Annotated in this window: 15 protein-coding genes; 12 read left to right on the top strand and 3 right to left on the bottom strand. The window is 68.2% G+C overall.

The window, feature by feature from the left end; translation table 11 throughout:
* Positions 1-63 precede the first annotated feature (63 nt).
* The 6 genes from mltG to AAD027_RS11010 all read left to right on the top strand — a co-directional run bounded on the left by mltG (position 64) and on the right by AAD027_RS11010 (position 4,990).
* A complete protein-coding gene (gene mltG, locus AAD027_RS11035) occupies positions 64-1,131 on the top strand; it encodes an endolytic transglycosylase MltG (RefSeq protein WP_341726081.1) in 1,068 nt (355 codons plus the stop codon).
* Entirely contained in the window at positions 1,128-1,790 is a 663-nt protein-coding gene (gene tmk / locus AAD027_RS11030; protein ID WP_341726080.1) for a dTMP kinase, read from the top strand. The genes mltG and tmk overlap by 4 nt, the downstream gene beginning before the upstream one ends.
* The gene (locus AAD027_RS11025) at positions 1,787-2,767 is read left to right on the top strand and encodes a DNA polymerase III subunit delta' (RefSeq protein WP_341726079.1); all 981 of its coding nucleotides are present in this window, start codon (positions 1,787-1,789) and stop codon (positions 2,765-2,767) included. Before tmk ends, AAD027_RS11025 begins: the two co-directional genes overlap by 4 nt.
* Before the next feature lie 25 nt (positions 2,768-2,792).
* Complete coding sequence (locus AAD027_RS11020) at positions 2,793-3,146, top strand: PilZ domain-containing protein (RefSeq protein ID WP_341726078.1); 354 nt, start codon at positions 2,793-2,795, stop codon at positions 3,144-3,146.
* Positions 3,147-3,334: 188 nt separating this feature from the next.
* Positions 3,335-4,243, top strand: coding sequence for a DUF4440 domain-containing protein (locus tag AAD027_RS11015; protein WP_341726077.1), 909 nt, complete (start codon positions 3,335-3,337; stop codon positions 4,241-4,243).
* A 105-nt stretch (positions 4,244-4,348) separates the two neighbouring features.
* The gene (locus AAD027_RS11010; protein WP_341726076.1) at positions 4,349-4,990 is read left to right on the top strand and encodes a hypothetical protein; all 642 of its coding nucleotides are present in this window, start codon (positions 4,349-4,351) and stop codon (positions 4,988-4,990) included.
* Between the two features lie 6 nt (positions 4,991-4,996).
* Here AAD027_RS11010 and AAD027_RS11005 read toward each other — a convergent pair whose 3' ends face one another.
* Both AAD027_RS11005 and AAD027_RS11000 read right to left on the bottom strand, forming a co-directional pair.
* Positions 4,997-5,326, bottom strand: a complete 330-nt coding sequence (locus tag AAD027_RS11005) for a response regulator (protein WP_341726075.1) — start codon at positions 5,324-5,326, stop codon at positions 4,997-4,999.
* Positions 5,327-5,342: 16 nt separating this feature from the next.
* Positions 5,343-6,479 (bottom strand): two-component system sensor histidine kinase NtrB, encoded by a 1,137-nt coding sequence (locus AAD027_RS11000; RefSeq protein WP_341726074.1) that lies wholly within the window; start codon positions 6,477-6,479, stop codon positions 5,343-5,345.
* Positions 6,480-6,704: 225 nt separating this feature from the next.
* On the opposite strand from AAD027_RS11000, the gene AAD027_RS10995 reads away from it, so the two are divergent.
* From AAD027_RS10995 to AAD027_RS10985, 3 genes are all read left to right on the top strand, one after another.
* On the top strand, positions 6,705-7,178 hold the full coding sequence (locus tag AAD027_RS10995) for a hypothetical protein (RefSeq protein WP_341726073.1): 474 nt from the start codon (positions 6,705-6,707) through the stop codon (positions 7,176-7,178).
* A 287-nt stretch (positions 7,179-7,465) separates the two neighbouring features.
* Positions 7,466-7,720: a hypothetical protein gene (locus AAD027_RS10990; protein ID WP_341726072.1), complete on the top strand. Its 255-nt coding sequence runs from the start codon at positions 7,466-7,468 to the stop codon at positions 7,718-7,720.
* Between the two features lie 172 nt (positions 7,721-7,892).
* Positions 7,893-8,426 carry a GNAT family N-acetyltransferase gene (locus tag AAD027_RS10985; protein WP_341726071.1) on the top strand — a complete coding sequence of 178 codons (534 nt, stop codon included), beginning with the start codon at positions 7,893-7,895 and terminating at the stop codon, positions 8,424-8,426.
* 128 nt (positions 8,427-8,554) lie between these two features.
* On the opposite strand, the gene AAD027_RS10980 is transcribed toward AAD027_RS10985, so the two are convergent.
* On the bottom strand, positions 8,555-10,630 hold the full coding sequence (locus AAD027_RS10980; RefSeq protein WP_341726070.1) for a 3-hydroxyacyl-CoA dehydrogenase NAD-binding domain-containing protein: 2,076 nt from the start codon (positions 10,628-10,630) through the stop codon (positions 8,555-8,557).
* Between the two features lie 242 nt (positions 10,631-10,872).
* Between AAD027_RS10980 and rpoE the strand changes: the two genes are divergently transcribed.
* The 3 genes from rpoE (at position 10,873) to AAD027_RS10965 (ending at position 14,002) form a co-directional block, all read left to right on the top strand.
* Positions 10,873-11,493, top strand: a complete 621-nt coding sequence (rpoE, locus tag AAD027_RS10975; RefSeq protein ID WP_341726069.1) for an RNA polymerase sigma factor RpoE — start codon at positions 10,873-10,875, stop codon at positions 11,491-11,493.
* Positions 11,490-12,368, top strand: a complete 879-nt coding sequence (locus AAD027_RS10970; RefSeq protein WP_341726068.1) for an RseA family anti-sigma factor — start codon at positions 11,490-11,492, stop codon at positions 12,366-12,368. Before rpoE ends, AAD027_RS10970 begins: the two co-directional genes overlap by 4 nt.
* Positions 12,369-12,499: 131 nt before the next feature.
* A complete protein-coding gene (locus AAD027_RS10965) occupies positions 12,500-14,002 on the top strand; it encodes a DegQ family serine endoprotease (protein WP_341726194.1) in 1,503 nt (500 codons plus the stop codon).
* The last annotated feature ends 115 nt before the right edge of the window (positions 14,003-14,117 follow it).

Raw genomic sequence — 14,117 nt, 5'->3', positions numbered from 1 at the left:
CGCCTACAGCCTGAGACGGCGACCGGGTATCCTGCACCACCTGTTTCGTTCCCCGAGGATTGCGTGGCGTCAGCTCTCAAGCGCGGTTGCCGCTTCATCGTCATCGCCTTCTTCCTGCTGCTGGCCTTGGCGGCGGGCGCAGCGCTGTGGCTGTGGCAGGACTACCGCAACTTCGCCGACGCGCCCATCGGCGGCGTCGCGGCCGGTTCCACGGTGGAAGTGGACCGTGGCGATGCCTTCCCCACCGTGCTGCGCAAGCTGCGCGCGCAGGGCGTGGCGCATGGCAACGATGCGCAGTGGCGCGTGCTGGCCCGGCAGACCGATACCGCCAGCCAGCTGAAGGTGGGCGAGTACGCGCTGGAGCCCAGCCTGACCCCGCGCCAACTGCTGCAGCGCATGCGCGAAGGCCGCACGCTGCAGTACCGCTTCACCATCGTCGAAGGCTGGAACATCCGCCAGCTGCGCGCCGCGCTGCGCGCCGCCATGCCGCTGCGGCAGGAGACCGCGCAGATGAGCGATGCCGAGCTCATGGAAGCGCTGGGGCATGTCGGCCAGCATCCGGAAGGCCGTTTCCTGCCGGAGACCTACGTCTACACCCGCCGCGAATCCGACCTGGACGTGCTCAAGCGCGCCCACGCCGCGATGGAAAAGGCCGTCGAAGCCGCATGGACCGCGCGCGCGCCTGGCATTCCGCTACAGTCGGCCGAGGAAGCGCTGATCCTGGCCTCCATCATCGAAAAGGAAACCGGCATCGCCGAGGAACGCCCGGCCATCGCCGGGGTGTTCGCGCGCCGCCTGAAGATCGGCATGCCGCTGCAGACCGACCCCACCGTCATCTACGGCATCGGCAGCAGCTACGACGGCAACATCCGCCGCCGCGACCTGACCACCGACACGCCGTACAACACCTACACGCGCAGGGGCCTGACGCCCACGCCCATCGCCATGCCCGGCGCCGATGCGCTGAAGGCGGCGGTTAATCCCGCCGACGGCACCGCGCTGTACTTCGTCGCCGTGGGCGACGGCAGCGGCCGGCACGTGTTCTCCGCCACGCTGGCGCAGCACAACGCGGCCGTGGCCAGGTACCTGATCACTCGCCGGCAGACGCTGGACAAGGCGGCGCAACCATGACCGAAGCCCTGCTCACCCAACCGCGCCTGATCACGCTGGAAGGCGGCGAGGGCGCCGGCAAGACCAGCGCGATCGCCGCCGTGCGCGAGCTGTTGCAGTCGCAGGGCCACGAGGTCGTGCTGACCCGCGAACCGGGCGGCACGCCGCTGGCCGAACGCATCCGCGAGCTGCTGCTCAACCCGCAGGACGAAGCGCTGGTGCCCGAGGCCGAACTGCTGCTGGTGTTCGCCGCCCGCGCCCAGCATGTGCGCCAGGTGGTGCGCCCGGCGTTGCAGCGCGGCGCGTTCGTCGTCAGCGACCGCTTCACCGATTCCAGCTACGCCTACCAGGGCCAGGGCCGTGGCCTGGATGCCGAGTGGATCGCCGCGCTGGAACGCCGCGCGGTGGGCGTGAAGCCCGGCCTGACCCTGCTGCTGGACCTGGACGTGCGCGAAGGCCGCGCGCGCACCGCCGGCCGCGACCTGTGGCCGGACCGCATCGAGAGCGAGCAGGACGATTTCTTCGAACGCGTGCGCGCCGGTTTCCGTGCCCGCGCCGCCGCCGATCCCGCGCGCTTCCGGGTGATCGACGCCAGCCAGCCGCCCGCCGGCGTGGCCACGTCCGTCACCGGTGCGCTCGGCACTTATCTGGCCACCTTGACCGACAGCGACCTGGCATGAGCCGCGCACCGTTCTCGCCCTGGCAGCAACGCGCCTACGACCACGCGGTCGCCGCGCTGGAAGGCGGCCGGCTCGGCCACGGCCTGCTGGTCTGCGGCCCGGACGGGCTGGGCAAGCGCGCCGTCGCCGACCGGCTCTCGCGGCGGGTGCTGGCGCAACAGCGCGACGCGCATGGCGAACCCGCGCCCGACGACCGCAGCGCGCGCCTGATCGACGCCGGCACGCACCCCGACCTGCAGGTGGTGTCGTTCGTCGCCACCAAGGACGGCAGCAAGCTGCGCACCGAGATCGTCATCGACCAGATCCGCGAGGTTTCGCAGAGATTGTCGCTGACCCCGCAGTACGGCGGCGCGCAGGTGGCCATCATCGACCCGGCCGACGCCATCAACCGCTCGGCCTGCAACGCGTTGCTGAAGACACTGGAAGAACCCTCGCCGGGCCGCTACCTGTGGCTCATCAGCGCACAGCCCGCGCGCCTGCCGGCCACCATCCGCAGCCGCTGCCAGCGGCTGGAGTTCCGCCTGCCGCCGCGCGACGAAGCACTGGCCTGGCTGCGCACGCAGGGCCACGACGCCGCCGACGCCGCGCGGGCGCTGGACGCCGCGCGCGGCCATCCCGGCCTGGCCGACGACTGGCTGCGCAACGACGGGCTGGCGTTGCGCGAAACCGTGGCGCGCGACTTGCAGCGATTGGAGAAGGGCGAAATCGGCGTGGTGGAAACCGCGCAGCGCTGGGCCAACGACGAACTGGCCGATGCACGACTGCGTCACGCCGCGGATGTGGTGCTGGCACAGGCCGCCGCCGCCGGCTTGACCGATCCTGCGCGATTGAACAAGCTGGCCGCCTGGTTCGATGCCGCCAACCGCACCCGCGACCTCATGCGGACCACGGTGCGTGGCGATCTGGCCATGGTGGAACTGCTGCTGGCCTGGGCCGGCACGGAACGTAGCCGCGCCGCAGGGGCGCGCCGCACCTGATTCGATGCACTGAGGAGGCTTGGGGATGAATGCAGCAGGTGGACGGCAGGGCATCCTGTCATTGGCGGTCAAGGACAAGGCTGCGCTGTACAACGCCTACATGCCGTTCATGAAGGGTGGCGGCATCTTCGTGCCCACGCCCAAGCGCTATTTCCTGGGCGACGAAGTCTTCCTGCTGCTCACGCTGCCCGACTCCAGCGAACGCCTGCCGGTGGCCGGCAAGGTGGTCTGGGTGACGCCGGTCGGCGCGCAGGGCAACCGCACCGCCGGCATCGGCGTGCAGTTCGCCGACAGCAGCGAAGGCGAGGCGGTGAAGAACAAGATCGAAACCCTGCTGGCCGGCACCCTCAACGCCGAGAAGCCCACGCACACGATGTAACGCCGTCGTCCCGGCGAGTTCCTTCTCTCTGCGAGTGGGGAGAAGGCTTGCCTCAAGCCTGATCCGGGGACCCACGAGAGGCGAACGGCGGCGCATCGCCCAACGCCTCCGTAAGCCGCCCATTCCGCGCTACCATCGCCGCGTCGCACGCCTGCCTCCGTCCCTCGCGCCCCACCGGGAGCCGCCTGATGAAGACGTTGCCGCTGCTCATGAGCCTGCTGTTGTCCGTCGCCCCGGCGCATGCGACCGAGGGCGCCACGCCGTTGCGCGACCGCCTGCAGGCCCGGCACGAGGCCATCGCACGGGCTTTCCTTGCGGAGGATGTCGAAGCGCTGGCGCGCCACTACGACGGCGACGCCATGCTGATGCCCGAGCATGGCACGGCGCGCAGCGGCGCCGGCGCCATCGCCGATTACTATCGCCAGTGGTTCGCCGCCGCCGATGCCAGCGCCTTCCAGCGCACGCCCTACGAAGTCCTGGACCTGGGCGACCACGCCATCGAGACCGGCAGCTTCACGCAGACCTTCACCCGCACCGGCGCGGCACCCTACGAGTACGTGGGCAAGTACATGGTGCTGTGGGACCTGCGCGGCGATGCGCCGCGCATCGTGTCGGAACTGTGGGGCGCCAACGCGCCGTTCGACCGCGCGGCGCTGCCGGCCATCCCGCCCGCGCCACCGGTCACCGCACAGCCGTTCGAGAACGATCCGCAGGTGGCGCGGGAAATCCGCGCACGCAACGCCCTGATCGACACGCTGGTCACCGAGCGGCGGGGAGACGAGCATGCCGATCTGTTCCTGCCCGATGCGATCTACCTGACGTACTACACGCCACCACTGGTGGGCATCGCCCCGATCCGTGCGTACTTCCTCGAGCACGAGCAGCCAGGCGAACTAACGATCGAGGCGCTGGAACTGGATGCCGCGCGCATCCATCCGCTCGCCGGTGGCGAGCTGCAACTGGAGGAGGGTTTCTACCGGGTGGACTGGCAGGCCGGCGGCGACCGCGGCACGGTCACAGGCAAGAGCCTCAACCTGTGGAAACGCAGCGCCGATGGCGTATGGATGCTGTACCGGCAGGCGGTCAACCACGACTGACGGCGCCGTCGTCCCGGCGAAAGCGTGGGCACGGCGACTGGCTTCTCCCCGTCCTTTTCCGCGCTACCATCAGCCCGGGGGATCTCCGGGAAGGAGGCAAGGGGCATGGCCATCGCTGCCGGATTGCGTCGCATTGTCTGCGTGGCGGTGTGCCTGTGCGCGACGTTCGGCGTACAGGCGGCCGAACTGGCGGGGCTGCGCATATTGCCGCGGTCCGATGCCGGCCATTCCTTCCCGGGCTGGCAGAGCGAGGGCGCGCTGCCGTCGTCGTCGACCGTGCCACTGGAACTGGGCGACGAGATCCACGGCGCCACGCTGCAACTGCAACCGTCACGGCCCGGTGGGCAGTACCGGGTACGGGTGCAGTACGAAACCAGCATGGGCCTGAGCGCGGAAGGTCCTCACCTGGACCTGGTGGACTGGAAGCATTGCGTGTCGGACTGGCAGCCGGCGGAAGCATCGGATGCGCTGTCGTTCGTGTTGCCCGAGCCCACCGAGGAACAGTCGTCGTGCTTCCCCCCGTATGCGCCTGCGGAACTGGAGCAGGCGGTACGCGACCTGGGCCGCTCGATGGGCGATCCGGCGATGGCCGAGGCCTGGCTGGACGACCTGCGCACGCCGTCGTCGGTGATCGGCGTGTCGCCGTTCGTGGCGATCAGCAAGGTGCGGGTAAGGGTGGAAGTGTTGCGCGACGGCAAGTGGGCGGACGTCGCCACGGTGGCGTTCATGCCGGCGATGGGGTGTTGAAGGCCTTCATTCGTCCGTGGAAAGCGCGTCCAGCAGATCCTTGACGCGATACGGCTTCTTCAGGAACCGCGTGCCGGGGGGAATGGGGGGCAATTGCGACCTGGCGTATCCGGAAACCAACACGGTGATCGTATCGGGCGAGGAATCGCGCACCGTCTGCGAAATGTCTATCCCCGACACGCCCGATGGCATGCTGATGTCGCTGACGACATAGTCGAACCGGGCGCCCGTCAGTTTCGATCGGGCATCCACGCCGTTCACGGCCTCGGTAACCTCGTATCCCGCATCTTCCAGCGCCATGCTCGTCACCGAGCGCAGCAGTGCATCGTCTTCCACGTACAGGATGCTGGGCTTAGGCATGTGGCGTCTCCGCTGCTGGAATGGCGATCGTTACGGCTGTGCCTTCACCCGGCGTGCTCTCGATTGAGGCGAATCCGTCGGACTGGGCGGCGAATCCATAAACCTGGCTCAGGCCGAGGCCGCTTCCGCGCCCCACGTCCTTGGTCGTGAAGAACGGTTCCATCGCCCGCAACCGCACTTCCTCGGTCATGCCGGGCCCGTCGTCCCTGACGGTGACGCAGACGTATTCCTTGCGGCCATCCGCATCGGGGTGGAGGCTGCTGTCCGGTGTGCAGGTGCCGGTCGAAATGACGATACGGCCACCCGACATGGCATCCCTTGCATTGGAGACCAGGTTCATCAGTGCAGCCTCCAATTGGTCGGCATCGACCATGATCTTCGGCAGGTCCGGTTTCAGGTCGCTTTCGCAGCAGACGATCGCGCCCGCCACCTGCCGGTATCGTTCCATAGAGCGGGTGACGAGCTCGTTGAGATCGTGGAGCCGGGGATTCAACTCCTGAGCGCGCGAAAACGCCAGCATCTGGCGCGACAGGCGGCTGCCCCGTTCGGCCGCTTCCATCGCGGCGCGGATGAGCTGGCTGCTCCTGTCGTCCTTGTGCGTGGCGGACAGCAGGTCGAGGCAGTTCATGACGACCGTCAGGAGGTTGTTGAAATCGTGGGCGACGCCCAGCGTCAGCTTGCCGATGGCGTGCACCTTCTGGGCCTGCGCCAGGACCCGCTCGGTCCGCTGGAGGTTCTGCTGCGCGTTGTATTTTTCCGTGATGTCGCGCGTCACCTTCGCGAATCCGAGCAATTCCCCGTCCTGCCGGATCGGATCGATCACGATGCTGGCGCGGAACAGCGAGCCATCCTTGCGGACGCGCCAACCTTCCGCTTCGTAGCGGCCTTCGGACCGGGCGATGGCCAGGCTCCTCTCCGGATCGCCCCGCCTTATTTCCTCGGGCGCGTAGAAGCGCGAGAAATGCTGTCCGATGATTTCCGTGTCGAAATAGCCCTTGATGCGCTCGCCGCCCGCGTTCCAGCTCAGCACGAAGCCCTGCGGGTCGAGCATGTAGATGGCATAGTCGGTAACGTTCCTGAGCAACAGGTGCTCGATATCCAGATCGAATGTCGTGACCGCTTTGGACATGGCAAGGATGACCGGTGAACGCGATCACGCAGGCTAGTCGGGCAGAGGTTAACGCCCTGTCTTCCGGCCCCTGTTGGCCGCCGCGGTGCTACGGATCCACTACGGCCCCATGGCCCGATGCCAAAGTGCGTGTGGCCGTGTTCGATGGCCTTACCCGTTCGACTCCCTATCTGTCCGAAGTGCCGTTCTTGAGTTCATTTCCTGCCGACGGAAAGGAGATTGAAGATGCCCCTTGACGAAAGAGAAATCGATCAGGTGAGACGCCGGGTCTTCCACATGTACATGGACACGATCGAAACCTTCAGGTTGATGACACGACACGCGGACGAGTTGTTCGGAACGCAAGGGCCGATGGTTCGTAGCGCCCTTGAAGAGTGGCTGCGTGATTTTGTCGACGACACGGGAAGTTCGGGGGAGCGACATCCGGAGAGCCAGGTGTACGGAGCTTCGAGGGAGAGCCTGCAGAAGGCGGGCTTCTATGGCGCCCAACTGGACCTGAAGGAGCGTCAAGTCAGTGAGGCCAATACGACGTGGCGCGAGAGGATGAGGAACCTCGGGCGTGCCTGGAGGAGGCCATTCAAGAAGTGGGTGGATGTCATCAACAATTTCCTGGGCAGCCTGATACCGGCAGTAGGAGCGGGTGAGGCCTTGAAAGAGTTGAAGGACTGCATGAGGGACCAGTTGCCCGATGATGAGTGACGGGTTTGATTGAGCTTCGAGTGCCCATGGCAGCGATCAGGCAACCATGCCCACTCCTCGCAGGCGGGGAGTGGGCTACGTGGAGGTCGATGGCGAGCGACGCCCGAACTGTGCCACCCTGCCTGTGCGTGGATTCCCGGCAGGTGGGGTTGTTGCGATGCGACATCGCCTTCCCGGGTCGCGGCGTCTTTCACGCATGCGTAACCGCGTTCACGAAAACGCACCGATCGTCGGAAGAACCGGCCTCATGTAACACATCCGGCACATCACGCCTTTACCCTGCAGTCATGGACACGTTAGCCGACATCCGGGCCGTGCTGGCCACGGCAGGTGAGCACATCGAACGCGGGACACTGCGCGAATCGCCGCGGCAGTTCATGGACCGGTTGTGGAAGGGCGTGTACGACGCCGCGCCGGAAGACCTGCAACCCTACGTCTGGGCGCGTCTGGTCGATTTCTCCGCGCAACTGGGCGTGATGGTCGAAGGCCGCGGCGATCGCATCCCCGTGCGCGCGCCGCCGGACGTATTCGCCCGGCGCTAGGGCAAGGTGGGTGGGTTGCCATCCCGCGGGCGGATTCCAACTCGTCTCGATCGCCGCCGTACCGCGTGGCGGTCTGCCTGCCCAGCCGATGACGCGCATGGCCCGCGCTGACCTCTTCGCTGCCGCGCCTGCGTTGTTTCCCATGAGACAAACACAGGGAAACGTGCGCTGCATGAAAGCCGGGACCGTGATCCGCCCCGCGCGGTTGTCGGAAGCCGCCGAACTGTCCGCGATGATGCGCCGCACCTTCGTGGCGGCGAACGGTCACTGCAGCACGCCGGAGAACGTGGCCGCGCACCTCGATGCCATGTGCACGCCCGAGCGGCAGGCGCAGGAAATCCGCGACCCGGACACGCTGACGCTGATCGTGGAGCAGGACGGCCGGTGGGCCGGCTACGCGCAGGTGCGCTGGGGCACGGTGCCGCCCGCGGAGGTCGCGCTGCGCCCGACGGTGGAACTGGCGCGCATCTACCTGGATGCGGCCTTCCACGGCCAGGGCATCGCCGCGCCGCTGGTTTCGCACCTGCTGGCCGCCGCCCGCCTGCGCGGTTCGCGCTCGGTGTGGCTGACGGTGTGGCAGGAGGCCGAGCAGGCTATCCGTTTCTGGCGCAAGCACGGTTTCCAGATCGTCGGCCGTTCCACCTACCGCGTGGGCGACGATCCCAAGGACGACTGGGTGATGATGCAGGCGCTGCCGGTGGGGTGAGGTTGTACATCTCCCTCTCCCCGCAAGCGGGGAGAGGGAGACGGCTACCCGCCAGCCCATGCAAAATTCCGGATACCCCAAAAAAAACCGGGCCGTTCCCACGAACGGCCCGGTTTCGGTTGCCTGCGTTACATCGTCGGCTGCCGCAGCACCGGGTTGTCCCAGCCGGGACGCGGAGCGAAACGGTCGCCGTGGCGGGCTTGCAGTGCCTTGAGCTTCTCGACCAGCGCGTCGGGACCCACCGCCTTGATGTGTTCGATGGGGCCGCCGCGGAACGGGGCGAAGCCGGTGCCGAAGATCACGCCCGCGTCCAGCAGGTCGGCATCGGCGACCACGCCATCGTGCAGGCAGGCCACGGCTTCGTTGAGCAGCGGCAGGACCAGGCGGTCCTCCAGATCGTCGGGCGCCTTGTAGTCCTTCGGCACTTCCGGCTTCACCGGCTTGCTGCCTTTATCGGTTTGCTCCCACTTGTACAGGCCTTGGCCGTCCTTCTTGCCGCGCTTGCCGGGCTCCACCGAGGCCAGCGCCGCCGGCAGTTGCAGGCCGAGGAAGGGCGACAGTTCCGCACCCACGCCCTGCGCCACGTCCAGGCCCACGGTGTCGATCAGTTCGATCGGCCCCATCGGCATGCCGAACTTCACCGCGGCCTTGTCGATCACCGGCGCCGGGATGCCTTCGGCGTAGGCGGTGGCGGCTTCGAGCATGTACGGGAACAGCACGCGGTTGACCAGGAAGCCCGGCGTGCCGGCGACCGGCACCGGGAACTTGTCCAGCGCCTTGCAGAACGCCGCCAGCCGCTTGACGTTGGCCTCGTCCAGCGCGTCGTGTTGCACGATCTCCACCAGCGGCATCAGCGCGACCGGGTTGAAGTAGTGCAGGCCGGCGAATTGCGCGGGACGCTGGATGTGTTCGCGCAGTTCGACCAGCGGGATCGACGAGGTGTTGGTGGTCAGCAGCGCGTCGGGCTTCAGGCGCGGCTCGACGGACTGGTACAGCTCGCGCTTGGCTTCCGGGTTCTCGATGATGGCTTCGATGACCAGGTCGGCTTCCGGCACGCCGTCGCCGCCCAGGTCGCTCTTCAGGCGCGCGGCCACGGCGGGGCGCTTGCTTTCGTCCTTCACGCGCTTGGCGAACAGTTCCTGCGCGCGCGCCAGGGCGCCGTCGATGAAGCGCTGCTCGCGGTCCTGCAGGGTGACGTTGAAGCCCTTGTAGGCCGACCACGCGGCGATGTCGCCGCCCATCACGCCGGCGCCGACCACGTGCACGTTGGCGATGCCGTGGTCCTTGCCGCCCAGGCCCTTGAGGCGCTCGGTCAGGAAGAAGATGCGAATCAGGTTGCGCGCGGTCGGCGTGCCGGCCAGCTTCACCACCGCCTTGCGCTCGGCGTCCAGCCGGCCCTGGATGCCCTTGCCGCCGGACTGCTGCCAGGTGTTGATCAGCGCGTACGGCGCGGGATAGTGCGCCTTCGGCGCCTTGCGCGCGACCTGCTTGGCCATCTGCGGGGCGAGGATCTTGCGCGCGATCCACGTATTGCTGATCCAGCCGGTGAACTTCTGCTTGAACGCGCGCTGCGGCGGGGATTCGATCAGGCCGATGGCGGTGTCGATCAGCACGGCCGGTTCGGCGACCTTGTCCACCAGCCCCATCGCCCTGGCGGCGCTGGCCGACAGCGTGCGGCCGGTCAGCATCATGTCCATCGCCTTGGGCGAACCGATTAGCCGCGGCAGGCGCGCGCTGCCGCCCCAGCCGGGGAAGATGCCCAGCTTCACCTCGGGCAGGCCGATGCGGGTGGACGGATCGCTGCTGGCCACGCGGTAGTCGCAGGCCAGCGAGATCTCGGTGCCGCCGCCCATGCAGAAGCCGTGGATGGCCGAGACCGTGGGGCAGGGCAGTTCGGCCAGTTTCTGGAATACCGCCTGGCCGCGGCGGATGGCGTCGTTCACCGTGCCCTTGCGGTCGAATTCCTGGAATTCCTTCAGGTCGGCGCCGGCGATGAAGCCCGAGGCCTTGGCCGAACGCAGCACCACGCCCTTGGGCGGATCGATCGACAGGCGCTCGACGATGTCGGCCAGTTCGATCAGCACATCCTGCGAGAATGCGTTGACGCTGGCGCCCTGGCGGTCGAAGCCGAGGATGACGATGCCGTCGTCGCGCAGTTCGGTCTGCCAGTGACTGAATCGCAGCCCATCGAAGTTTGCGGCCATGTAAGGACCATCCGTTCACGTATGGATAAGACCGCTATCATCCCGAGGTTGTTTAACCCGCGTCAAATCCGCATATCGGTTTGACGGCGCTATCCAGGGCGTGACCGGCGGCAGGGGTGATGTTCCTGCGGTGCGGGTTAAATTCTTGATATGCCGACGATTTTGGTGCGGCGTTGAACTTTCCTCCGCGAGCGCGGTCACAGTGCCCGGCCATGGCCGAGCTGACAGGAGTGCGGCCCGGCATGGCCGAAACAGATTCAACCCAGGAGCTGGACCTCGAGCTGGTCAGGCGCGTGCAACGCGGCGACAGCGCGGCCTTCGACCTGCTGGTGCGCAAGTACCAGCATCGCGTGGTGGCGCTGATCGGGCGTTACATCCATGACTGGAGCGAGTGCCAGGATGTGGCCCAGGAGACGTTCCTGCGCGCTTACCGCGCGCTGGGCAACTTCCGGGGCGATTCCCAGTTCTATACGTGGCTGCACCGTATCGCCGTGAACACCGCCAAGAACCACCTGGTCGCCCACAACCGCCGCCCGCCCACGGGCGACGTGGACGCGGCCGATGCCGAGCAGTTCGACATCGGCGCGCGCCTGCGCGACACCGACACCCCCGAGCGCGAGCTGATGCGCCAGGAACTGGAGCAGACGGTGATGAAGGCGGTGGACGCGTTGCCGGAAGAGCTGCGCGCCGCCATCACCCTGCGCGAGGTGGACGGCCTGAGCTACGAGGAAATCGCGCAGAAGATGGACTGCCCCATCGGCACCGTGCGCTCGCGGATATTCCGTGCCCGCGAGGCGATCGATGCGCAACTGCGTCCCCTGCTGGATACCGAAAGTGCAACCCGCGAGCGTGCCCGCCAATGACTGCCCGTAACGATTCATTCGCCACCGACAAGCTCGACCTCCATTACCGCCAGCAGCTGTCCGCGCTGATGGACGGCGGCCTGGCCGCCGACGAGGCGCGCTTCCTGATGCGCCGCCTGCAGCACGACCGCGAACTGACCGGTTGCTGGGAGCGCTGGCAGCTGTGCGGCGACGTGCTGCGTGGCCAGGCGACGGCTCCGGCTCCGGCCGGATTCGCCGAGCGCGTGGCGCGGATCGTGGCCCTGGAAGCGCCGCTGGCGGGCGAGCCGGCATCGTCCGAGGCCCGCCGCAACCGTACCCTGCTGACCCGCTGGGGCGGTGGCGCGCTGGCGGCGTCGGTGGCGCTGGTGGCCTTGTTCATGGCCCGCCAGCAGGCACCGCAGGACGCCCCGGCCGAAGGCCCGATGGTGGCCTCGCAGCAGGCGACGGCTTCGCCGGCCCCCGCCTCGCCCGACATTCCCGCGCCCGAGCCGGCCGCGCCCGATGCGGAGGCCTATGCCGCCGTCGCCGCGGTAGCCGTGGCCAGCGTGCCGCGCCGGCAGGACAACGCAGCCCGCCGCAGCGCCACCCGCAACCAGCAGGCTGCCCGTGCGGCCGCCCGCGTGGCGCAGGCCGAGGCGCCGCCGGTACGTGCGCTGGCCGCATCGCCGGCCACCGCGTTGGCGCCTCCGCCGCTGGCGGTACCGGCCAATCCGTTCTCCAGCCCGCGGGAAACCGTGCCGCAGGCGCGGCCATGGCCGCGTTCCACGCTGTCCGGCTATCCGTCGGCGGGCGGGCTGACCACCGGTTATGCCAACGACTCGGCCGAACGCACCTTCTATCCGTTCGAGCCGCGCCTGCCGGCCACTCCGCCGGTGGCGCCGCCGCAGGATTGATTGCGGCAGAACGAAGTCGCCGGTCCCGGCTCCGCCGCCAGGGCGGGGGAGTCCCCGCTCCCGGCACCCCGCAACCAAGAACCCGCAATCCGGAATCCCGGTTTTCACCTACTCTTCGAGGCATGCGTTCGATGACCCCCAACGCCCGTACCAGTCTGTTGACCCTGCTGATGCTGACCATGCCGCTGGCCGCTTGCGCGCAGCAGTCCGATGCGCCGGCCCCGGCCGTGGCGCCCACGCCCGCGGTGGCGCAGTCGCCGGCCCCCCAACTGGTGGCGGGCCTGCCGGATTTCACGCAACTGGTCGAACAGGTCGGGCCGGGCGTGGTCAACGTGGAGGCGACCATCGGTTCGCGCCGCACCGCGCAGGCCGACGACGAACAGATCCCCGAGATCTTCCGCCGCATGCTGCCGCCGGGCTTCCAGATCCCCGGCCCGGGGCAGGGACCGGGCGGGCGCCGCGGCACCTCGATGGGGTCGGGCTTCGTGATTTCCGCCGACGGTTACGTGCTGACCAACCATCACGTGATCGATGGCGCGGATGAAGTGAAGGTCACCCTGCCGGACCGCCGCGAGTTCACCGCCAAGGTAGTCGGCAGCGACCAGCAGTACGACGTGGCCCTGTTGAAGCTGGACGCCAAGGGCCTGCCGACCGTGCGCCTGGGCAACTCGTCCACGCTGAAGCCGGGGCAATGGGTGGTGGCGATCGGCTCGCCGCTGGGCCTGGACCATTCGGTCACTGCCGGCATCGTCAGCGCGGTGGGCCGCAGCGCCTCGCCCGAGCAGCGCTACGTGCCCTTCATCCAGACCGACGTGGCGATCAACCAGGGCAATTCCGGTGGCCCGCTGCTGAACACGCAGGGTGAAGTGGTCGGCATCAATTCGCAGATCTTCTCGGTGTCCGGCGGCTACATGGGCATCAGCTTCGCCATTCCCATCGACCTGGCGATGGGCGCGGTGGACCAGCTGAAGACCAGCGGCCGCGTCAGTCGCGGGCAACTGGGCGTGCAGGTGGGTGCGGTGACCTCGGACGCGGTGAAGGGCTTCGGCCTGCCGGACAATCGCGGCGCGCTGGTGAATGACGTGGTCGGCGGCAGCCCGGCCGAAAAGGCCGGCATCGGTCCCGGCGATGTGATCCGCTCGGTCAACGGCCGCGCCGTCAACGACTCCAGCGACCTGCCGCCGATCATCGGTGCGATGGCGCCGGGTACCCGGGTGACGCTGGGCATCCTGCGCGATGGCAAGCCCCGCGACGTGCAGGTGACGCTGAGCGAGCTGGAGGAAGGCGCGGGTACGGCCAGTACGCCACCCATTGCACCGGACAAGCCGGCGGCGCCGACCGGGAAGAATCCGCTGGGCATCCTGACCCAGCCGCTCGACGCCGATACCCGCAAGCAGTTGGGCCTGGAATCCGGTGACGGCGTGCTGGTCAGCCGGGTGGAAAGCGCCGCCGCGCGCGAGGCCGGCCTGCAACCGGGCATGGTCATCCTGCAGGTGGGCCGCAACAAGGTGAACAGCCCGGCCGCGCTGGACCAGCAACTCGCCGGCGTGAAGGCGGGCGATACGGTGATGCTGCTGGTGCGCCACCGCGGCGTGACCCGGTTCGTGGCGGTGACGGCCGACAAGGCCGGCTGATCGCGCGGACCGGTGGAATCCGGCCTCTGTTCCGTCGAATCCCCCCACCCCGTGCCGGCCACGGGGTGATGCCGTTCCGGGCCCCGGGCGGGGCGTTTGCCTGCCGCGTGGGCGC

The sequence above is a fragment of the Pseudoxanthomonas putridarboris genome, from assembly GCF_038321125.1.
In the GTDB taxonomy this organism is placed as follows: domain Bacteria; phylum Pseudomonadota; class Gammaproteobacteria; order Xanthomonadales; family Xanthomonadaceae; genus Pseudoxanthomonas_A; species Pseudoxanthomonas_A putridarboris.
Note: the sequence above shows the minus strand (reverse complement) of the source record. Positions and strands in the feature narration are given on the sequence as shown.